This is a genomic window from Pantoea sp. BRR-3P (assembly GCF_039621635.1).
In the GTDB taxonomy this organism is placed as follows: domain Bacteria; phylum Pseudomonadota; class Gammaproteobacteria; order Enterobacterales; family Enterobacteriaceae; genus Pantoea; species Pantoea floridensis.
In genome coordinates, this window is record NZ_CP155066.1 from 1019636 (window position 1) to 1040751 (window position 21116).

At 55.4% G+C, this 21116-nt stretch carries 19 protein-coding genes; 6 read left to right on the plus strand and 13 right to left on the minus strand.

Annotated features, from left to right (window positions below):
* Together napC and nudK are read left to right on the plus strand one after the other, a co-directional pair.
* Complete coding sequence (gene napC, locus AAGR08_RS04640) at positions 1-585, plus strand: cytochrome c-type protein NapC (RefSeq protein WP_345828780.1); 585 nt, start codon at positions 1-3, stop codon at positions 583-585.
* Between the two features lie 147 nt (positions 586-732).
* Positions 733-1311: a GDP-mannose pyrophosphatase NudK gene (nudK, locus tag AAGR08_RS04645; protein ID WP_097096484.1), complete on the plus strand. Its 579-nt coding sequence runs from the start codon at positions 733-735 to the stop codon at positions 1309-1311.
* Positions 1312-1406: 95 nt separating this feature from the next.
* Here the strand turns inward: nudK and AAGR08_RS04650 are convergent, their stop codons facing one another.
* From AAGR08_RS04650 to AAGR08_RS04685, 8 genes are read right to left on the minus strand one after another with little or no spacing between them, the layout of a single operon-like run.
* Positions 1407-2369 (minus strand): ribokinase, encoded by a 963-nt coding sequence (locus AAGR08_RS04650; RefSeq protein ID WP_345829859.1) that lies wholly within the window; start codon positions 2367-2369, stop codon positions 1407-1409.
* Positions 2369-3262 carry an allose kinase gene (gene alsK / locus AAGR08_RS04655; protein WP_345828782.1) on the minus strand — a complete coding sequence of 298 codons (894 nt, stop codon included), beginning with the start codon at positions 3260-3262 and terminating at the stop codon, positions 2369-2371. The genes AAGR08_RS04650 and alsK overlap by 1 nt, the downstream gene beginning before the upstream one ends.
* Positions 3259-3951, minus strand: coding sequence for a D-allulose 6-phosphate 3-epimerase (gene alsE, locus AAGR08_RS04660; RefSeq protein WP_345828784.1), 693 nt, complete (start codon positions 3949-3951; stop codon positions 3259-3261). The genes alsK and alsE overlap by 4 nt, the downstream gene beginning before the upstream one ends.
* Positions 3951-5000 carry an ABC transporter permease gene (locus AAGR08_RS04665; RefSeq protein ID WP_097096488.1) on the minus strand — a complete coding sequence of 350 codons (1050 nt, stop codon included), beginning with the start codon at positions 4998-5000 and terminating at the stop codon, positions 3951-3953. The genes alsE and AAGR08_RS04665 overlap by 1 nt, the downstream gene beginning before the upstream one ends.
* A 15-nt stretch (positions 5001-5015) precedes the next feature.
* Positions 5016-6005, minus strand: coding sequence for an ABC transporter permease (locus AAGR08_RS04670; protein WP_345828786.1), 990 nt, complete (start codon positions 6003-6005; stop codon positions 5016-5018).
* Positions 5998-7503, minus strand: coding sequence for a sugar ABC transporter ATP-binding protein (locus AAGR08_RS04675; protein WP_097097669.1), 1506 nt, complete (start codon positions 7501-7503; stop codon positions 5998-6000). The genes AAGR08_RS04670 and AAGR08_RS04675 overlap by 8 nt, the downstream gene beginning before the upstream one ends.
* Before the next feature lie 2 nt (positions 7504-7505).
* The gene (locus tag AAGR08_RS04680; RefSeq protein WP_097096490.1) at positions 7506-8489 is read right to left on the minus strand and encodes a substrate-binding domain-containing protein; all 984 of its coding nucleotides are present in this window, start codon (positions 8487-8489) and stop codon (positions 7506-7508) included.
* A 12-nt stretch (positions 8490-8501) separates the two neighbouring features.
* Positions 8502-9332 carry a DeoR/GlpR family DNA-binding transcription regulator gene (locus AAGR08_RS04685; RefSeq protein WP_097096491.1) on the minus strand — a complete coding sequence of 277 codons (831 nt, stop codon included), beginning with the start codon at positions 9330-9332 and terminating at the stop codon, positions 8502-8504.
* Between the two features lie 490 nt (positions 9333-9822).
* On the opposite strand from AAGR08_RS04685, the gene AAGR08_RS04690 reads away from it, so the two are divergent.
* Positions 9823-10896, plus strand: a complete 1074-nt coding sequence (locus tag AAGR08_RS04690) for a DUF1176 domain-containing protein (protein ID WP_097096492.1) — start codon at positions 9823-9825, stop codon at positions 10894-10896.
* A gap of 156 nt (positions 10897-11052) precedes the next feature.
* Here AAGR08_RS04690 and ampH read toward each other — a convergent pair whose 3' ends face one another.
* From ampH to tal, 3 genes are all read right to left on the minus strand, one after another.
* The gene (gene ampH / locus AAGR08_RS04695; protein WP_345828788.1) at positions 11053-12222 is read right to left on the minus strand and encodes a D-alanyl-D-alanine-carboxypeptidase/endopeptidase AmpH; all 1170 of its coding nucleotides are present in this window, start codon (positions 12220-12222) and stop codon (positions 11053-11055) included.
* Positions 12223-12368: 146 nt separating this feature from the next.
* On the minus strand, positions 12369-14378 hold the full coding sequence (gene tkt / locus AAGR08_RS04700) for a transketolase (protein WP_097096494.1): 2010 nt from the start codon (positions 14376-14378) through the stop codon (positions 12369-12371).
* Between the two features lie 69 nt (positions 14379-14447).
* Positions 14448-15398, minus strand: coding sequence for a transaldolase (gene tal, locus AAGR08_RS04705; RefSeq protein WP_097096495.1), 951 nt, complete (start codon positions 15396-15398; stop codon positions 14448-14450).
* A 342-nt stretch (positions 15399-15740) separates the two neighbouring features.
* Between tal and maeB the strand changes: the two genes are divergently transcribed.
* Complete coding sequence (gene maeB / locus AAGR08_RS04710; protein ID WP_345828790.1) at positions 15741-18020, plus strand: NADP-dependent oxaloacetate-decarboxylating malate dehydrogenase; 2280 nt, start codon at positions 15741-15743, stop codon at positions 18018-18020.
* 180 nt (positions 18021-18200) lie between these two features.
* Here the strand turns inward: maeB and hemF are convergent, their stop codons facing one another.
* Together hemF and amiA are read right to left on the minus strand one after the other, a co-directional pair.
* Positions 18201-19112, minus strand: coding sequence for an oxygen-dependent coproporphyrinogen oxidase (gene hemF / locus AAGR08_RS04715; RefSeq protein ID WP_345828791.1), 912 nt, complete (start codon positions 19110-19112; stop codon positions 18201-18203).
* 47 nt (positions 19113-19159) lie between these two features.
* Positions 19160-20017, minus strand: coding sequence for an N-acetylmuramoyl-L-alanine amidase AmiA (gene amiA / locus AAGR08_RS04720; RefSeq protein WP_345828793.1), 858 nt, complete (start codon positions 20015-20017; stop codon positions 19160-19162).
* 211 nt (positions 20018-20228) lie between these two features.
* On the opposite strand from amiA, the gene AAGR08_RS04725 reads away from it, so the two are divergent.
* Both AAGR08_RS04725 and AAGR08_RS04730 read left to right on the plus strand, forming a co-directional pair.
* The gene (locus AAGR08_RS04725) at positions 20229-20654 is read left to right on the plus strand and encodes a GNAT family acetyltransferase (RefSeq protein WP_097096498.1); all 426 of its coding nucleotides are present in this window, start codon (positions 20229-20231) and stop codon (positions 20652-20654) included.
* The gene (locus AAGR08_RS04730; RefSeq protein WP_097096499.1) at positions 20654-21115 is read left to right on the plus strand and encodes a DUF2919 domain-containing protein; all 462 of its coding nucleotides are present in this window, start codon (positions 20654-20656) and stop codon (positions 21113-21115) included. The genes AAGR08_RS04725 and AAGR08_RS04730 overlap by 1 nt, the downstream gene beginning before the upstream one ends.
* The last annotated feature ends 1 nt before the right edge of the window (position 21116 follow it).

Here is a 21116-nt window from a genome sequence, read left to right on the forward strand (position 1 = left end):
ATGAAAGAGAAACTTCTGCGCATCTGGCGCTGGTGGCGACGTCCCAGCCGTCTGGCGCTGGGCACGCTGCTGATTGCGGGTTTTGCCGGCGGGATTATTTTCTGGGGCGGTTTCAATACCGCAATGGAGATGACCAACCGCGAGCAGTTCTGTATTGGCTGCCATGAAATGCGCAACAACGTCTATCAGGAATATATGCAGACGGTGCACTACAACAACCGCAGCGGCGTGCGTGCCACCTGTCCAGATTGCCACGTACCGCACGAATGGGGCCCGAAAATGCTGCGTAAGCTGCAGGCGAGTAAAGAGGTGTATGCCAAGATTTTCGGCCTGATTGATACGCCGAAGAAGTTCGAGGAGCACCGTATTGAGCTGGCGCGCAATGAGTGGCGCAGGATGCAAAACAATAATTCGCAGGAGTGTCGAAACTGTCACAACTTCGATTATATGGATTTCACCGCGCAGAAAACCGTGGCGGCGAAGATGCACAGCAAGGCCATTGAAGAGGGAAAAACCTGTATCGATTGCCACAAAGGCATTGCGCACCATTTGCCGGATATGAAAGATCAGCCAAACGGTTTTTGATAGGTAAACCGTGCAGGCCTAAAACGTAGGGTCGCCATTTATGGCGGCCTGGTTTTTATCAAACTTCCCAACTTCACAATTCAGATAGTTTTCCCCGCCGCTTCGGCCTATTATCTCAGGCTCCCTCAAATGAGCAGTGGAGCGGCTATGTCGTTAAAGATCAACATCATCAAAGATAAGTTGCTATCAGAAAACTGGTTTGTGCTGCGCAACTACACCTACGAACTCACCCGCAACAATGGCGAAGTCGTACGCCATAAACGCGAAGTTTACGACCGCGGTAATGGTGCGACCATCCTGCTGTATAACACTGAAAAGAATAGCGTTCTGCTGGTACGTCAGTTCCGCATCGCCACCTATGTCAATGGCAATACCAGCGGCGAGCTGATTGAAACCTGTGCAGGATTACTGGATGACGATTCGCCGGAAGATTGCATTCGTAAAGAAGCGATTGAAGAGACCGGCTACCAGGTGGGGAAAGTAGAGAAGATTTTCGAAGCCTATATGTCACCGGGCGGCGTAACGGAACTGATTCACTTCTTTGCGGCAGAATATACCGATGCGCAGCGCGCCACGACAGGCGGCGGCGTTGAGGATGAGGAGATTACCGTGCTGGAGCTGAGTTTCCCGGAAGCGTTGATGATGGTGAAAGATGGCCGCATCCGCGACGGTAAAGCCATTATGCTGCTGCAGCACGCTCAGATCGCCGGTTGGTTGCAGGCGTAAATTTCGGCCAGGTCGCCATGAATGGCGACCTTACAGCGTGCGCGTTTTAATCGTAGGGTCGCCATTCATGGCGACAAATCATTCACCGCACGACATCAAACACACTCTCCCAACGTTTCTGGGACACATTCCGGATACGCCTGCAATCTTGCCAGCGCTTCGGCATACGAAGGCATCGAGTGCGCTGCACCAGAACGCTCCACGCACAGTGAAGCATAGGCTGCGGCAAACAGCGCCGCCTGTGTCAGTTCGTCACCGGAAGCCAGACGGGCCGCTAATGCACCATTAAACGCATCGCCCGCGCCGGTGGTATCCAGCGGCTGCGCCGGGAACAGGGGAATGCGCAGTGGTGCTTGGCCTGCAACCGACAGCAAGGCACCAGAGGTTCCCAGCGTGATGATCACCTGACGCGCGCCTTTGCGGTGCAGCACCTCTGCCGCGCGCTGCGCGCTGGCGAAGTCGGTCACTTTCACGCCGCTGAGCTGCATCGCTTCGGTACTGTTCGGCGTTAGCAGATCCACTTTCGCCAGCAGCGCATCACTCACTTTCTGCCACGGTGCCGGATTCATAATCACAAAAGTGCCGCCAGCACGGGCGTTATCGATCATGCGCTGAATGGCGCTGAGGTTGTTCTCCAGCTGCACCAGCAAAATATCCGCGGCGGCAACGGTGGGCTGACAGCGCGTCACTTCGGCGGCGGTGACGGTAGTGTTGGCGCCAGGATAGACCGAAATCATGTTCTCAGCATCGTCACCCGCAACGTAGATCAGCGCGTTGCCGGTGGGTTTCTCTTTGCAGGTAAACAAGGTGATCGCATCGAAGCCGGTTTTTTCCAGATGGCGGCGGGCAAACATGCCGAAGTCGTCATTGCCAATTTTACCGATGTAGTGCACGCGAGCACCGGCACGCAATGCGGCCGTGGCTTGGTTCGCGCCTTTGCCGCCTGGCCCCATCATGCTGTTATGGGCGGTGAGCGATTCGCCGGGCATCGGGAAGCGGTTCATCACCGCCACCACATCGAGGTTAAACGAGCCAAACACACACACTTTTCCTTTCATCATGCACTCCTGAACAGACGTTCTGCAGCTAAACAGGCCCCGCGGCAACCGGTGTGGTCGGTGGATTGGCTAAACACGATCTTCAGGCCATCGCGTGTGGCGGGCGGTCGTAAATGCTGCTGAATCTGGCTACGCAATTGCGCCAGCGGGAAGTCAGCCATTGCCAACACACCGCCGCCAAGAATCAGGTATTCCGGATCGAGAATGTTCATCTCAGTAGCAATGAGTTGCGCCATCCGCTGCACAAAAGCCTGCAATTCCGGATGGTCGCGGTGCTGGCTAAACAGCGCCGACATGCCGGTTTCTGGCACGTTAGCGGCCGCCCAGCGGCTCAGCCAGTGGCCTGAGGTGACCGTTTCTGCGCAGCCGTGATTGCCACACGGGCAGGGCAGATCGTTACCGGCAATCGGCACATGGCCAAGTTCGCCGGCGCCACCGTGTTGACCGTGATAAAACTGGCCGTTGATCCACAAACTGTTGCCCATGCCAGTTCCAGGATACAAGCCCACGGCGTTGTCTGGCAGTTGCTCCAGCTGCAGCAAATCCCACATCATCAGATGGTTAACATCTTTATCCATCGCCACCGGCACGCCCAGGCGCGCGGTGAGCATGGCAGCAACGGGCTGACGATCCAGAGCCTGAATAAACGGCAGCGAAATCACCTGCTGACGATCGCGACTGAGAATGCCGGGTAAACCGAGCATCACGCCGCTGACCGGCTGCTGCTCTAAGGTTTCACTGATTAACTGACCCAATGCGGTTAACGCATCGGGCTGCTGCGCCCAGCTGGCCGTCGGCACCTTGCGGAAGCTCGACCATATGCGACCTTCTTCCATCAGTTGCAGACGTGTGCCGGTGCCGCCAATGTCGATACCGAGCCAGCGTTGTATCATGCCGACACCTGCGCCAATCCCTGAGCCTCATCAATGCTTTCGCGCATCATATTCCAGGCGGTTTCCAAATCGTCGTGAATATTGAACAGGCCAGACGTCCCGACAATCAGCACTTCGGCGCCCGCGCCGACCAGCGTGTGGTAGGTGCGGGTGTTGCAGGAACCGTCAATTTCAATCAGGTATTTATAGCCGTTGGCCTGCTTCAGCGCTTTCAGCTCCTGCACCTTCTGCACCATTTCCGGAATAAACGGTTGTCCGGCATAGCCAGGATCGACCGTCATCACGGTGATCTTGTCGACCAGATGAATGTAGTGATGGATAAACGAGACCGGCGTAGCCGGGTTTAGCACCACGCCGACTTTCTTGCCGAAGCTGCGGATCAGATTGATCACGCGGAACGCATCGCGGTTGATGGTTTCGGCGTGCGGGCAGATGTAATCGGCGCCCGCTTTGGCAATCACTTCGATGAAATCGGTGGGCTGCTCGACCATCAAATGGACATCCAGCGCTACCTTGGTGAAGGGGCGGATCTGCTCAATAAAGAACGGCGACAGCGTGATATTTTTCACGTAGTGGCCATCCATAATATCGATATGAAGAAAGTCTGCGCGGGAGTCCAGCACGGCGAGCTGGTGCTTGATCTCCATCAGATTCATACACATCAACGACGGGGAGACTTGAATACGCATCATACTTCCTTTTTTTCGGTCAAAGGGTTAAGTGCCGCGGCCAGCTTGCTGAGTCTGACGGCACGATGTTCGTTAAAACGGGTTTTAAAGTGTTTGAAGGCCAGCACCACAATCAGCACCGCGCCCCACATCGCCAGGCTGACGTGCTGGCTGATATTCATCAGATTGAAACCGGTGGAGAGCACCTGCAGCGCGATCAGCGCCAGCACCACGCCGGTGACGCGGCCAAAACCGCCGTTGGGATCGGTGCCGCCAAGGATGATTGCCAGCACTGTGAGCAGCAGGTAAGCGTCGCCGTAGCCCATACGCGCCGAGTTAAAGCGCGCCATCATGATCAATCCGGCTAACACGCACAGCAGGCTAGAAATGACGTACACCAGAATCACCATACGATGGGTATTAATGCCGCTGAACCAGGTGGCGTTGATGTTGCTGCCGCCCATGTAGATGCATTTACCGGCGCGGGTTTTGCCGAGGAACAGCGCCAGCAGCGCGGCGGCAATCAGGAATACCCACAGCGGTAGCGGCACGCCGAGCAGCGTATTGGAACCCAGCGCCTGCACCACCGAAGGCATTCCACTGACGGCCGCCCCTTTGGTCAGCCAGATGCCGATACCGTTCAGCGTCATCATCGTGGCCAGCGTCACCAGAATCGGATGTGCGCCGATACGCGTCACCATCACACCGGTTATCACGCCGATCACCGCCGCAATCAGCATTGCGCCGATGATCGCAATCACCAGCCACAGTAGCTGCATGCCGGTACCCGCATCGGCGGGCAGGGCGCTCATCAGCGTCCAGGCGATAAACAGCGCCGTCAGGTTGGCGGTGGCGATGATCGCCAGATTAAGCCCGCCGCTGAGAATGGCGATAAACATTGCCAGCGTTAGCAGGCCGAGTTCAGGCAGCTGGAACGCCATACTCATAAAGGTTGAATCGGTGAGAAAGCGCCCCGGCAACATCACGGTGAACAGCGCCAGCGCCAGTGCAATCAGCAGCATCAGGCCGATATTGGTGCCGTCCGGACGCAGAGCAGAGAGTGATTTCATATTTTGCCCCTTCGGTCAGACGAAACTGACGTCAGTTTCTTTACGTTTTTTGTAGTGAGTCACGGCGATAGCCACCATGATCACGCCGCCTACCACGATGTTCATGAAGTAGTTGGAGACGCCAATCAGATTCAGGCCGTTCTTCAGGATGGCGATAAGAAAGACGCCCATCAGCGTGCCGCTGACCGTACCTTTGCCGCCCATCAGGCTGGCACCGCCTAGAACGGTGGCGGCCAGCACATCTAGCTCGCCGCCGACCAGCGCGTTCGGCACCACTTCACCCATGCGATAGACCTGCACTAATCCGCCAATCGCCGCCATCGCACCGAGCCAGCCGTAGGCGAAAATATGAATCAGGCCCACGCGAATCCCGATACGCCTTGCCGATTCCGCATCGCCGCCGACTGCATACAGCTGGCGACCAAGATTGGTCTTGTTCAGCAGCAGTGCGGTCAATCCGGCAATCACCAGCATGGTCACCAGCGGTAGGCCAACCTGAAAACTGTTGCCCTGCCACGTGAACGGCAGCACGCTGCGCAGGGTGATCCACCAATCCGGCAGCGAGTAGAGGCTTTTGCCGCCGGTCGCCCACATTAGCAGTCCAAACAGCAGCGATTGCATGCTGATGGTGATGATGATCGACACCACGCGCAGCGTGGTAATCAGCAGGGCGTTGATGACGCCAAACAGCGTGCCGCATACCACCGCCAGCACGATGCTGAGCACGGCGTTATCAAACTGGAACTGCACAAACAGCGAGGCGATCAGGTATTGCACTACCGACGCCACCGCCGCGAAGGAGATATCGATGCCGCCGGTCACCAGCACCACAAACAGGCCGAGCGCGAAAATACCTGTCACGGCATAGCTTTCCGCCAAATCCAGCAGGTTTTGCACCGTCAGGAACTGGTCGCTGGCCATCGAGAAGAACAGGATGAAAGCCAGCAGCACCCAGGCGAGCCAGCCCTGGCTGGAGTGCGGGCGTAAACGAGAAAAATCAGGCATTGATCACCTCCGCCAGCTGGTGTTGCTCAACGGTATCGGGTTGGTATTCGGCATGTACGGTGCCATCACGGAAGTGCAGGATGCGGTCGCAGTTGTACCAAACCTCGGGCACTTCGTCGGAAATCAGAATGATCGACAGACCTTCCTTCGCCAGCGCATGAATCAGCTGATAGATGCTGGCTTTGGCGCCGACATCCACGCCCACGGTCGGCGAATCGAGAATCAAAATGCGCGGCTGGGTCAACACCCATTTCGCCAGCACAATTTTTTGCTGGTTGCCGCCGGAAAGCGTGGAGATCGCCAGATTGGGATCGGCAACGCGCACGCCGAGCTGCTGAATCCACTGCAAAATCAGCTTGTTCTTGCGGTATTCATCAATGATGTGAAAACGGTTCTGCAGCTTGTCGAGGATCGGCAGCACCATGTTGTCGGCCACCGATTGCTGCTGTACCAAACCGAGGGTGAGACGATCTTCGGAGACGTAACCGATCCCGGCTTTGATCGCATCTTCATGGCCACGGAAGCGCACCGGTTTGCTGTCGAGCCAGATTTTGCCGCTGTCCGGTTTGGTCATGCCAAACAGTGACAATGCCAGTTCGGTGCGGCCGGAGCCGAGCAGGCCGCACAGGCCGAGTACTTCGCCTTGATAGAGTTTGAAATTAACGTCGTGATACTGGCCCGCGCGCGTCAGTTTCTCGACTTCGAGAATCAGGCGATCGTCATTGCGGGTCGGCGTTTTTAGCTGATAGTCCAGCTTCAGGCCGGTCATCAGTTCGGTGAGATGGTGCGGCGTCATCTCTTTGGCGGGCCAGCAGCCCATTTTGCGCCCGTCGCGGATGACCGTGACGCGGTCAGAGATCTCCAGTACTTCATCCAGGCGATGGCTGACAAACACCACGCAGATGTTTTTATCCTTCAGATAACGCACGGTGCGCAGCAGCTGATTCACTTCGGTACGCGTTAATGATGCCGTTGGCTCGTCCATAATCACCAGCCGCGCATCTGCCACCAGCGCCCGGCAAATCGCCACCTGCTGGCGCTGCGCAATCGATAGCGACGACACTTTCGCGTCGAGATCGAGTTCGAACTTCAATTCATCAATGATGCGCTGCGCCGTGGTACGCAGTTTGGCTTTGCGATGCCAGCCGAGCAGGCTATTCAGGTTATGCTCGAAGGCGATGTTCTCCGCCACGCTGAGATTGGGGAACAGCGACAGATCCTGGTAAATCACCTGGATGCCGAAGTCACGCGCCTGACGGGTGGTCAGACGCGGAAAGGTTTGCCCATCACCAAGGGTAATGCGGCTGCCGCTATCCGGGGCATGCACCCCGGAGATGACTTTGATTAAGGTGCTCTTGCCACAGCCGTTGGTGCCAGCGAGACAGTGCACTTCGCCAGCCAGTAAGGTCAGCGAGATATCGCTCAGTGCGCGGTTACCACCAAAGGTTTTCGACAGGTTATCGAGCGCAATCAGCGTCTGTGGGATCACCTCATTCATCATTACAGCCCCATTTTCACCAGTTTTGGCAGATTCTCTTTGTCCAGGCTTTCGGTGTTGTTGCCGAGGATGGTGTGGGTCGCCTCGTCAACTTTCACTTTGCCTAAACCCTCAATGGTCATTCCGTCGGTGATGGGCTCTTTCTTCTGCATCATGTCAGCGATACGCACAAACACTTCGCCAGCGGTCTGTGGGTTCCAGATGTAGCCGCCTTTGATGGCACCGCGCTGCACCAGCGATGCGCCCTGGCCAGGGCTGAAGGCACCGATCACGCATACCTGGTCAATCTTGTTGCGGTTCATCACCGCACGGCCGGCACCAATTGGGCCTTGTGAACCGAAGGCCATAATGCCCTTCAGATCCGGGTACTTAGACATCAATTCGTTGGTGGTGCGAATGGAGTCATCCAGCGATTCGCCGACGCCAAATTTGTCGGTAACCATCTGCATTTTTGGATAATGCGCTTTCTGGTAATTCAGTGCGGCGTCGGTCCATTGTTGGTGCAGCGGCACCGTCAGGCTGCCGACATACATGGCGTATTTGCCTTCCTCGTGCATGCATTGCGCTAGCGCTTTCATGTGATTGATGCCGTGCGTTGACGCATCCACCAGTTCGAAATCCCAGTTCGCGCCTTTCTGATCCGGTGATTCATGGGTGATCACCTCAATACCGGCATCACGCGCGCGTTTCAGCACCGGCTCCAGCACTTTCGGGTCATTCGGCACCACGCCAATGATGTCGACCTTCTGCGCAATCAAATCTTCAATCGCACGCACCTGCAAAGCCGGATCGGCGGCAGTTGGACCGACCATCCACGCGTCAATGCCACGTTTGGCTGCTTCACTCTTAATGCCCGCTTCCATGGCGTTGAACCACGGAATACCGCCAATTTTCACCACGATGCCCATGCGTAATTTGTCAGCGGCGTGTGCGCCAGTGGCAGCGAACAGGGCGAGTAAGGAACAGGCGATAAGATGTTTTTTCATAAAGACTCCGATTTAATTTTTTATTAGCTGCATAGAATGGCTGCGCTGGGAGCAATCAATAATATTGACGCCGTTCCAGGCTAATTCTTGTTCCAGCTCTTTGTCTTTTAATTGGTCAGTAATAAGGAAGTCCACATCGCGATAATGGCAAATACGCGCGAATGAGGGCCGCAGGAATTTACTTCCGTCAAGCAGCAGATGCTTTCTTTCCGCTGCTAATAACATCTGTTGTTTTAAATGTGCGTTGTTTTCGTTACCTTCACGTAAATAACCGTCATTGCCTAAGCTGCTACAGGAAAAAAAGATCTTGTTAATCTGAAATTCTCTGAGCGGCTGCTCAGCGACGACGCCGTGGAAATCTTCATAACGGTCTGAATATTCTCCACCCAGGCAGATAGTGCGGATGCTGCCGCGTGCTGCAAGGGTTTGCACTATTCGGATTGAATTGGTTAACACCGTTAATTCAATATCCGGAAGCTGTCGCGCTAAATACCAGCAAGTGGTGCTGCTATCGAGTAATATACAATCCCCTGGACTAATGAAATCGAGTGCACGTTTGGCGATAACCATCTTTGCATCGACGTTTTCATTTACCCGCTGGCGGAAAGATAGATCATACTCGTTAACACCTCTTGTATTTCCCTGAATGTTGGCGGCCTGTCTTTTTGCTGGTACCGCACCTCCGTGGCTGCGTTGTAACAGACCACGTTTCTCCAGCTGAGTTAAATCACGACGAATAGTTTCTTGTGAAACCTGACATAACGTGACTAATTCAGCGACAATGACCCGACCATTTAAATTTAATTCATCAATAATTCGCTGCTGTCTTTCAATCGGCAACATGACTCCCTCCGATGGTTATAAATTACTGGATAGTGCCGCAGGAAAGTGTGGGCTGCGCACGAGTCCGCAGTCGTCAAAATGCCTGACCCCAGTAGAGTGATTTGGATCTGATATTTATGTAAATAAGATGTCTGGTTATCAAAAATAAGTGACATGAGTCACAACAATAAGCGTCATATGGCTTAATTAGCTATCTACGCGCGTTGAATGCCGACCATGGCAAATAAAGCTACCATGACCGCTTATGACCGTTTATGTGTATTTGACCGTTTTGTGATGGTGCATCATTTGTCCGACGAATCCGATTGAGTACTAATCGTGCGAAAAGGATGATGGAGATATCGCGTTATCCCGTACCCGATCGACATAGGGTGACTGCTTTTGCAGCAGTTAACCCCGCTTTTAGGGCCGGCTCACAGTTTAGGCCTGCTGACAGCGTTCCCGTTGCGCTATCATTTTCTTTCCAGGAATTTGGGGACCGATTTTTTTAATGTCGTATTGGATGAAGTTACTGCTTTTATTGCCTTTCCTCTTTGTCGCGTGCGTACAGGCCGAACCGTTGCAAAAGTCGTTTTCTGACTGGCAGCTAACCTGTAACAATGCGGCTTTTTGCGTGGCGCGCAGTTTTCCCGGCGATAACGGCCTGGTGATGACACTCTCGCGTCATGCTGGCGTTAACGATCGTCCACTGCTGCGTATCGATTACGGCAGCGCCTACAGCGGTGAGCTACCGGGCGGTCCGCTAAAAGATAACCTGCTGCTCGATCAGCGCCGTTTAACGCCCGATCTGAAACACTGGACAGTAGAACCTCACCATCTCGCGACCAGCAATGCCATCGCTATTGACGAGTTTCTGGCTCAAACGCTGGATGCACAAAATCTGCAATTAACTTACAAGGCTAATGCCACCATTCCGCTCAGCGGTATGAAGGCAGCGCTGCTGTTGATGGATGATGTGCAGGGCAGGGTGAACGGTGCCAGCGCATGGGTGAAACGCGGCGATCGCGTGCAGTGGGACGTGCCGCCGCAGCCGCTACTGCCGCTGCTCCCAACGCCGTTGCCGCCGCCTGCGCCGTTGACTCAGGAAGAGACCAGCGGATTGATTGATTACGGCACCTGGCGCGTAAATACCGATAACTGCTCGCTCGATCCGCTGCGGCGCGAAGTGAGTGTCTCACCGCTCACCGACAGCAAAGCGCTGCTGCTGGTCAGCTGCGAAACCGGCGCTTATAACGTTATCGATTTGGCATTTGAAGTGACGCGTAGCGCGCCTTATGTGGCGCGCGGTCTGAGCTTAACGTTGCCATTCACCCCCGCTTCCCGCAGCGATAATCAGCTGGAGTTAGTCAATGCGGAGTTCGATGCCAGCAATGGCTTGCTCTACACCTTCAGTAAAGGGCGTGGCTTGGGAGATTGCGGTGTGGCAACGCGCTGGCAATTTGACGGCAACGAGTTTGTGCTGGCGGAATATGCGGAGGAGAAAACCTGTGATGCATGGCACAGCAGTGATGACTGGCCAACCTTGTGGGTTAGCCAATCGCAGAATGCAGTGCAATCGCGTTAACCCGGTGCGCATAAATGCGCACCCTACGGTTGTTTGTAGGGTCGCCATTTATGGCGACCGTGTTAATCGCGGCATTGGAGTTGGCGCCATTTATGGCGACCGTGTTAATCGTGGCATTGAAGTTGGCGCCATTTATGGCGACCGCCATCCATCTCGTTAGCGAATCGCTTGCACCGTCATAGGTGAACCGGACTGATTCCCCACCAGTTCGGTCAGCATATTGTTGACGCCATCGCTCATCGGGGTGAAACGCGTGAGCGGTGAACGCGTCACCACCACAAAGACGCCTACGTTGTGTTGCGGCACCATCGCCATATAGGTGATGAAGCCGCCGCCGCCGCCGGTTTTCTGAATAATCCCCGGACGCCCCTCCTTCGGTCCCATATATACCCAGCCCATGCCCAGCGCATCCGCGCGCCCCGGCACATCCATACCTTCTACTTTGGTTAATTGGTCACGGCGGTAAATCAGGGTTTGCAGGCGATCGATTTGTGGCGTGCGGTGATTCACGGCGGAATTGAGAAACTGCTGCATCCAGCGCCCCATATCGTCTGGCGTTGAGTAAACGCCACCGCTGCCAATCGCTGCCAGCGTGTTGTTACACGGGCTGGCGCCTTTTTCCGCCACCATCAGGCGCTGGCACTGATCCGGTGATGGCGTAAAAGTGGTGTCTTTCATACCGAGCGGACGTGTCACTAACTGCTGCAATAGCGCCGGATACGGCGTGCCTGCCGCCTTGGCCAGCGCATCACTCAGCAGATCGAAGCCGAGATTGGAATACGCCGCGCGCGAGCCGGGCGTCGCTTTCAGTTCGGCACCGCTCAGCCACTGCCAGCGATCGGATTTGGTTGGCCAGACAAACACCGGACGATGCGGTTTGCCGCCCGGCTGCTCGCGCGGCAGCCCGCTGGTGTGCGTGGACAGGTTAATCAGGCGAATCGGTTGTCCGTTATAGCTCGGCACGCGCGCGCCGGGTGGGGCATATTTGCTCAGCGGATCGTCAAGACGAATCTGGCCACGCTCGGCCATTTTCACCATCACTTCGCTGGTCATTAACTTGCTTAGTGAGGCGATACGAATGACGGAATCAGGCTGTGGACGCACGTTATTGCCGGGACGCGTGTCACCAAAGCTGGCGAAAACGCGCTGGTTACCATCAATAGCCACCAGCGCCATACCGGTGGCACCGCTGCCATAGAAAATGTGCTCGGCGTAGCGATCAACAATCTGTGAAGCCAGTAACGGATCGGGCGACGACTGCGCCATGCTTTTTAATGGAAGCACTGAAACCATTAAGGCCAGTAAAAAAGGGGTACGTTTTTTCAACGGGAAAGCGTCCGCTATCAGAATCGGAGGAAAGCTTATAGTAATCAGTTTGTGCGAGGCGTGAAGAGGGCAGAGCGGATTTTTTTCTGTATCAGGCTGTGATCAAAAAATGGCCCTTACGCCAAAAAGACGCAGGGCCAAATTAATTAGTGCGGCTTGAGTAAGGCTTCGGTGTGGCTGACGATGTTCTCGACGGTGAAGCCAAATTCCGGGAACAGTTTGCCAGCTGGTGCAGACTCACCGAAGGTGGTCATGCCGACAATTGCGCCGTCCAGACCGACATACTTGTACCAGTAATCGGCGATACCGGCTTCCACCGCCACGCGCGCTTTCACGCCGGATGGCAGTACCGATTCACGATAGGCAGCATCCTGCTTATCAAACACGTCGGTGCTTGGTAGTGAAACCACGCGAATTTTATGGCCGCCAGCGGTCAGCTTCTCCGCTGCGCCCAGCGCGATTTCGATCTCTGAACCGGTCGCGATGATGATCGCTTCCGGTGCACCGTCGCTGTCTTTCAGCACATAGCCACCGCGCGCGATATTCGCCACCTGTTCCTGGCTGCGTTCCGGCTGCAGCAGGTTTTGACGCGACAGAATCAGCGCCGTTGGGCCGTGATGGCGCTCAACGGCGGCTTTCCACGCGACGGCGGTTTCCACCTGATCGCACGGACGCCACAGGCTAAGGTTTGGCGTGACGCGCAGGCTGGCAATTTGCTCAACCGGCTGGTGCGTGGGACCATCTTCTCCGAGGCCGATCGAGTCATGTGTATACACCAATACCTGACGCGCTTTCATCAACGCCGCCATGCGCACCGCATTACGCGCGTACTCAACGAACATCAGGAAGGTGGCGGTATAAGGCACGAAGCCGCCGTGATGGGCGATACCGTTACCGATTGCCGTCATACCAAACTCACGCACGCCGTAGTGAATGTAGTTACCGGCAGTATCCTCTTTGATCGATTTCGAGCCCGACCAAATGGTGAGGTTACTTGGCGCCAGGTCGGCAGAACCGCCAAGGAATTCCGGCAGCAGCTTACCAAACACTTCCAGCGTATTTTGCGATGCTTTACGGCTGGCGATTTTTTGCGGATTAGCCTGTAGCTCTTCAACAAACTTCTGTACTTCGCTGTTCCAGTTGGCTGGCATTTCACCGTTCAGACGACGGCTAAACTCTTGTGCCAGCTCGGGATGCGCCTCTTTATACGCGGCAAATTTCTCATCCCAGGATTTCTCACGCTGTGCGCCCGCTTCTTTAGCATCCCACTGCTGATAAATCTCTTTCGGGATCTCAAACGGTGGATAGTGCCAGCCCAGTTTCTGCCGCGTCAGCGCCACTTCTTCTTCGCCCAGCGCCGCGCCGTGCGACTCCTCTTTACCGGCTTTATTCGGCGAGCCGAAGCCAATGGTGGTGCGGCAGATAATCAGCGACGGTTTATCGGTGACGCTTTGTGCTTCTTTAATTGCGGCAGCAATGGCTTCTGAATCGTGGCCGTCAATGCCTTCTGCGCTGCCGATCACATGCCAGTTATAGGCTTCGAAGCGTTTGTGGGTGTCATCGGTGAACCAACCTTCGGTTTCACCATCGATGGAAATACCGTTGTGATCGTAGAAGCCAATCAGTTTACCAAGGCCGAGCGTGCCGGCCAGCGAGCTGACTTCGTGCGAAATACCTTCCATCAAACAGCCATCGCCCATAAACACGTAGGTGTGATGGTCAACGATGTCGTGACCGGGACGGTTAAACTGCGCCGCCAGCGTACGTTCAGCAATCGCCAAACCGACCGCATTGGCTAAGCCCTGGCCCAGCGGCCCGGTGGTGGTTTCCACGCCTGGCGTGTAACCAATTTCCGGGTGACCGGGGGTTTTTGAATGCAGCTGACGGAAATTTTTCAGCTCTTCCATCGGCAGATCGTAGCCGGTGAGATGCAGCAAGCTGTAGAGCAGCATTGAGCCGTGACCGTTGGAGAGGATAAAGCGGTCACGATCGGCCCAGGCCGGGTTGTTCGGATTGTGCTTCAGGACATCGCGCCATAACACTTCGGCGATATCTGCCATGCCCATTGGCATGCCGGGGTGGCCGGAATTTGCTTTTTGTACCGCATCCATGCTGAGTGCACGAATCGCGTTTGCCAACTCTCTGCGTGAAGACATAAGGTTCTCCCTTGTGATTTGGCGATAGCGGATGAGCCGTTGCCCATCCGCCATAAGAGTGATTGCGGGTTACAGACGTGACGAGAGGACGTCTTCCAGCTTCTGTTGGTCAATGGCGAACTGACGGATGCCGTCTGACAGTTTTTCAACCGCCATCGGATCCTGATTATGTTCCCAACGGAATTCCGCTTCTGACAGTGAAGCCGGCTGATGGAAGCCTTCGGTTGATGGCTCCAGTTTGCGTTCCAGTGGCGCGTCGCTGTTGGCCAGCTCTTCCAGCAGATTTGGCGAAATGGTCAGGCGATCGCAGCCGGCCAGCGCCAGGATCTGTTCCACTTTACGGAAGCTGGCGCCCATAATGACGGTGCTGTAACGGTGCTTTTTGTAGTAATCGTAGATACGACGCACAGATTTCACGCCTGGATCTTCATCCACCACATACGGATCGATAGGTTTGCGTGAGTTGTACCAGTCGTAAATACGGCCAACGAACGGTGAAATCAGGAACACACCGGCTTCGGCACAGGCGCGCGCCTGGGCGAATGAGAACAGCAGCGTCAGGTTGCACTGAATACCATTTTTCTCCAGCTCCTCGGCGGCTTTGATGCCCTCCCAGGTGGAGGCCAGTTTGATCAGAATGCGTGAGCGATCGATACCGTGCTCTTCGTACAGACGCACCAGCTTCTCGGCTTTGGTGACACACATGCCACGATCGAAGGAGAGGCGCGCATCCACTTCGGTCGAAACACGGCCCGGCACGCTTTTCAGAATTTCCATACCGAGATTAATCGCCACTTTATCGCTGGCGTTGATAATTTGCGTCTCTTTGCTGCCGCCCTGTTTTTTTGCGTAGTCGATGGCGTCATCAATCAGGTGCTTGTAACCCTCGAGACCGGCGGCTTTCAGGATCAATGATGGGTTGGTGGTCGCGTCTTGTGGGTGATAATTGCGAATAGATTCAATGTCGCCACTGTCAGCCACCACGGTGGTGTACTGTTTTAATGCATCTAGCTGGTTCATCGCTTAACTCCTTGATTAGCAATAATGTGGGCAAACGTGCTGCACCCATTCCTGTTAAGTAGTGGTCCAACACAGTGCTACAGACGTTGCACGAAGAAAATGCGTTTTCTCTGATTGTGCCGTCGTGGCGCTTAAGAGGTGCGATAGTGAAAGGAGGACGGGCCTTAATCGGTTCAGCTACGCTTTTTGCCATCACTAAGAATAGCAGGCTGTGGCAAAGCCGCAGGCGAAGCGGTAGCAATCCGTGCCTTTCAGACTGCGCGTTCTTTGAGCGCCTTCACCCTCTTTTGCTGCACAGATTCCTATACTGAACGCTCGTTTAGCTGCGCCACAGGATGCCTAATGGACGATCAACTCAAGCAAAGCGCTCTCGATTTTCACCAATATCCCACCCCCGGAAAAATTCAGGTTTCACCCACCAAACCTTTAGCTACGCAGCGTGATTTGGCGCTGGCCTACTCGCCTGGCGTAGCTGCGCCCTGTCTGGAAATCGCCGCCGATCCGCTGGCCGCGGGCAAATACACCGCACGTGGCAATCTGGTGGCGGTGATCTCCAACGGCACCGCGGTGCTGGGGCTCGGCAACATTGGCGCGCTGGCGAGTAAGCCGGTAATGGAAGGCAAGGGCGTGCTGTTTAAAAAGTTCGCTGGTATCGATGTGTTCGATATCGAAATTGATGAGCACGATCCCGACAAGCTGATTGAAGTCATCGCCGCGCTGGAGCCGACCTTTGGCGGCATCAACCTGGAAGATATCAAAGCGCCGGAGTGTTTTTATATTGAGCAGCAGTTGCGCCAGCGCATGCAGATTCCGGTGTTTCACGACGATCAGCACGGTACGGCGATTATCTGCACCGCCGCAGTGCTTAACGGCTTAACCATCGTCAAAAAAGCCATTAGCGATGTGCGGCTGGTGGTATCCGGTGCGGGCGCCTCGGCCATCGCCTGCCTTAATCTGCTGGTGGCGCTCGGCATGCAGAAGCACAACATTGTGGTGTGCGATTCCAAAGGGGTGATCTATCGCCATCGCGAGCCCAACATGACGCCGACCAAAGCTGAATATGCGGTTGCCGACAGCGGCGCACGCACGCTGGATGAGGTGATTGGCGGCGCGGATATTTTCCTCGGCTGTTCCGGCCCTAAAGCGCTGACGCCGGAGATGGTGCAAAAGATGGCGCAGGATCCGCTGATTCTGGCACTCGCCAATCCTGAACCGGAAATTATGCCGCCGCTGGCGAAGCAGGTACGACCTGACGCCATTATCTGCACCGGGCGCTCTGATTTCCCTAACCAGGTAAACAACGTGCTGTGTTTCCCGTTTATCTTCCGCGGCGCGCTGGACGTGGGCGCTACGGCCATTAACGAAGAGATGAAGCTGGCGGCGGTGCATGCGATAGCGGCGTTAGCGCAGGCGGAGCAGAGCGATGTGGTGGCCTCAGCGTATGACGATCAAGACTTGAGTTTCGGTCCGGAATACCTGATTCCTAAACCTTTTGATCCGCGATTGATTGTGCAGATTGCGCCAGCGGTGGCAAAAGCGGCGATGGAATCTGGCGTGGCTACGCGGCCCATTGACGATTTTGATGCCTACCGTGAGAAGCTCACCGAGTTCGTTTACAAAACCAACCTGTTTATGAAGCCGATCTTCTCGCAGGCGCGCAAAGATCCGAAACGCGTGGTGATGGCGGAAGGGGAGGAGGTGCGCGTGCTGCACGCCACGCAGGAGCTGGTGACGCTCGGGCTGGCGAAGCCGATTCTGATTGGCCGTCCCAACGTGATCGCCATGCGCCTGCAAAAGCAGGGATTAAAAATCGAAGCGGGTAAGGATTTTGAGATCGTTAATAATGAGTCCGATCCGCGCTTCAAAGAGTACTGGAATGAGTATTACCAAATCATGAAACGGCGCGGCGTAACGCCGGAAACCGCCCAGCGTGCGGTGATCGGTAATCCGACGCTGATTGGTGCAATTATGGTCCATCGTGGAGAAGCCGACGCGCTGCTCTGCGGCACCATCGGCGATTACCAGGAACATTACGATGTGGTGGAGAAAGTGTTTGGCCTGCGCGATGACGTGAAGGTGGCGGGCGCGATGAATGCATTGCTGCTGCCGAGCGGTAACACTTTTATCGCTGACACTTACGTTAATGAAGATCCCAGCGCCGAGCAGCTGGCGGATATTACGCTGCTGGCGGCGGAAACCGTGCGGCGCTTTGGGATTGAGCCGCGCGTGGCGCTGCTGTCACACTCCAGCTTTGGTACGTCCAACGCGCCGGGCGCACGTAAAATGCGCGAAGTGCTGGCGCTGATCCAGCAACGTGCGCCGGATTTAGAGATTGATGGTGAGATGCACGGAGATGCCGCGCTGGTGGAGAGCATTCGCCGCGAACTGATGCCGGATAGCCCGCTAAAGGGCACCGCCAATTTGCTGATTATGCCCAACGTAGAAGCGGCGCGCATCAGCTACAACCTGCTGCGCGTCTCCTGTTCAGAAGGGGTCACCGTGGGGCCAGTGTTGATGGGAATCAGCAAGCCGGTACATGTGTTGACGCGTATTGCCTCGGTGCGGCGTATTGTGAATATGGTGGCGTTAGCGGTGGTAGAGGCGCAGACCGAACCGTTGTGAAACCAGGTCGCCATCAATGGCGTAATGCTCGTCAGTTAAGCGTGAATCGGTCACCATGAATGGTGACCCTACGTGGATATCGCCGGGTTTTCGTAGGGTGCGCATTCATGCGCACCTGCATAAACAGGCATTTTTTTTCTTAAGTGAGCGGCATTACGCCATCAATGGCGACCTGACGAGTTATGCCAACCAATCCTTCACCGGCAAAAAATCGCGGTATAACGCGCCTTCGGGAGAGTTGGCTTCCGGTTGATAATCATATTCCCAGCGCACCAGCGGCGGCATCGACATCAAAATGGATTCGGTGCGGCCGCCGGTTTGCAGGCCAAACAGCGTACCGCGATCCCATACCAGATTGAATTCCACATAGCGCCCGCGACGATAGAGCTGGAACTGGCGCTCGCGATCGCCCCATGGCAACGCTTTGCGCTTCGCCACAATCGGCAGATAGGCCTGAGAGAAACCGTTGCCCACCGCTTGCATAAAATCGAAGCAATAGTCGAAATCCGGCGTGTTCAGGTCGTCATAAAACAGCCCACCGATGCCGCGCTGCTCGTCGCGATGCTTGAGGTAGAAGTAATCGTCACACCATTTTTTGTAGCGTGGATAGATATCCTCGCCAAACGGCTGGCACAGATCGTGGGCGGTTTGATGCCAGTGCAGCGCATCGTCTTCGAAGCCGTAATAGGGCGTGAGGTCGAATCCGCCGCCGAACCACCAAACGGGATCGGCACCTGGTTTTTCTGCAATAAAAAAGCGCACGTTGGCGTGGCTGGTAGGGACGTAAGGACTTTCCGGATGCACCACCAGCGACACGCCCATTGCTTCAAAGCTGCGACCCGCCAACTCGGGGCGATGCGCGGTGGCGGAGGCCGGCATTTGGTCGCCATGCACATGTGAAAAGTTCACGCCCGCTTGTTCAAATACCGCACCATTACGCAACACGCGGCTGCGTCCGCCGCCGCCGCCGGGGCGCTGCCACTCATCTTCAGCAAAGCTCGCCTTGCCATCTTCCGCCGCTAATTGGGCGCAAATATCATCCTGCAGCGCCAGCAAAAAGGCTTTGACGCGGGAAATATCGGGATTGCTCATCAGTTACTCGTTCCGGAAATTTGCCGCGATTCTATCACAGGAAAAAGCTAGGCTTCGCGACGATCGACCTCATCAAAGTAACGGGAGATGCCATCGGCAATAGCGCTGGCGATTTTCTGCCGAAATGCCTGGGTGCCGAGCAGCTGCTCTTCATGCGGATTGGTAATAAAGGAGGTTTCAACCAATACCGAAGGAATCGACGGCGATTTCAGCACGGCAAAAGCCGCCTGCTCGGTGTGCTGGCTGTGCAAATGATGCACCGGGCGGATCTGATCCAGCACGTGCTTGCCGAGCGTCAGGCTGTTACGGATGGTGTCAGTCTGCACCAAATCGAACAGAATCTGGTTGAGGTAATGATCTTTATCCTGCACTTCGGCACCGCCCACTTTGTCAGCATCGTTTTCACGCTGCGACAGGTAGCGCGCCATTGCACTGCTGGCTCCGCGGTTGGAGAGCGCAAACACCGACGCGCCGTTGGCGTCCGGGCTGGTATAGCCGTCGGCGTGAATCGACATAAACAGATTGGCGCCATGCTGGTGGGCGATCTCAACACGCTGATAAAGCGGAATAAAGTGGTCGCTTTCGCGCGTCAGGCGGACTTCGATGCGCGGATGCGATTGCAGCAACGTTTTCACGGTATTGGCGATGGCAAGAACGATATGTTTCTCTTCGGAGCCTTCTTCACCTACCGCGCCGGAATCAATGCCGCCGTGACCGGGATCGATCATCACGATACGTTTGCCATTAGCGGCGGGTTTCGGTGGCGTATGGCGCGAGTTGACGCGCAGAGTGCTGTTCTCTTCCGTTGCCTGCACGGCGCGCGGCGACAACACCGCCAGCGCTAAACCGGAAAGAATCAGTTGGCGACGATTGGTAAGGCGCTTAAGCAGTGAAATCTTCTTCATTAACGGGTCCATGACAGGTAAATCCTGCCCAATGTTATAGCGTAACAATGCCCAGGCGGCGACCTCGTAACTATTTCAAGCGTTTACTTTCTATTGCAACTGACTAACAGAAATGTCGCGCTTTTTTTGCACCGTTGTGTCGCCTGAGGGTTGCGCCTGGCAAAGAATGCGTGATAATCAGCGAATTGTGCCTAACAGCAGGGTAACGCCGATGGAAATCCGTTCTTTCCGCCAGGAAGATTTTGAAGAAGTGATCACGCTCTGGGAGCGTTGCGATTTGTTACGCCCCTGGAACGATCCGGAGCTGGATATTGAACGCAAAATGAACCACGACCCGGAACTGTTTCTGGTGGCGGAAGTCGGCGGTGAAGTAGTCGGTACGCTGATGGGCGGCTATGACGGTCACCGCGGTTCTGTCTACTATCTGGCGGTACATCCCGATTATCAGGGGCGTGGTTTTGCCAATGCGTTGATGAATCGTCTGGAGAAGAAGCTGATCGCGCGCGGCTGTCCAAAAATCAATTTGATGGTGCGCGAAGAGAACGATCAGGTGGTGGCATTTTATGAGAAGCTGGATTACGAGCCGGTGGACGCGTTGCTGCTGGGCAAGCGTTTAATTGAAGATCGTGAGTATTAATGATCGGTTTGAAATACCTTCCTGAAGAGTACGATGCGAAAGGGCAGCTGCGGCTGCCATTTCTTTTTTGGCTGATTCTGTTATTGCAGGCGCGCACCTGGCTGCTGCTGGTGATGGCGGGCGCCTCTCGCCAGCAGGGCAACGATTTGCTGGCGCTGTTCTATCCCGATCGCCAAAGCTTCTGGCTGGGACTGGCATTAGGCATCCCGGCGGCCATCGGTTTGTTGTTGACGGGCTATCGTCAGCGCTGGCCGCGTCTGTGGCAAAGCTGGCGCCACGTATTGAGTGCGTCGCTGCTGATAAGCCTGCTGTGGCAAGGCTCCAGCTTGCTGCAGGGGGCGTTTCCCGACTCGCCGCTGCCGCTGTTATTGACGCTCTTCGATTTGCTCGCCTTGTTCTGGCTGCAAACCCAACGGCGGCTACGCGACTGCTTTCTACCAGAGCATCAGCACGTCGAGTAAA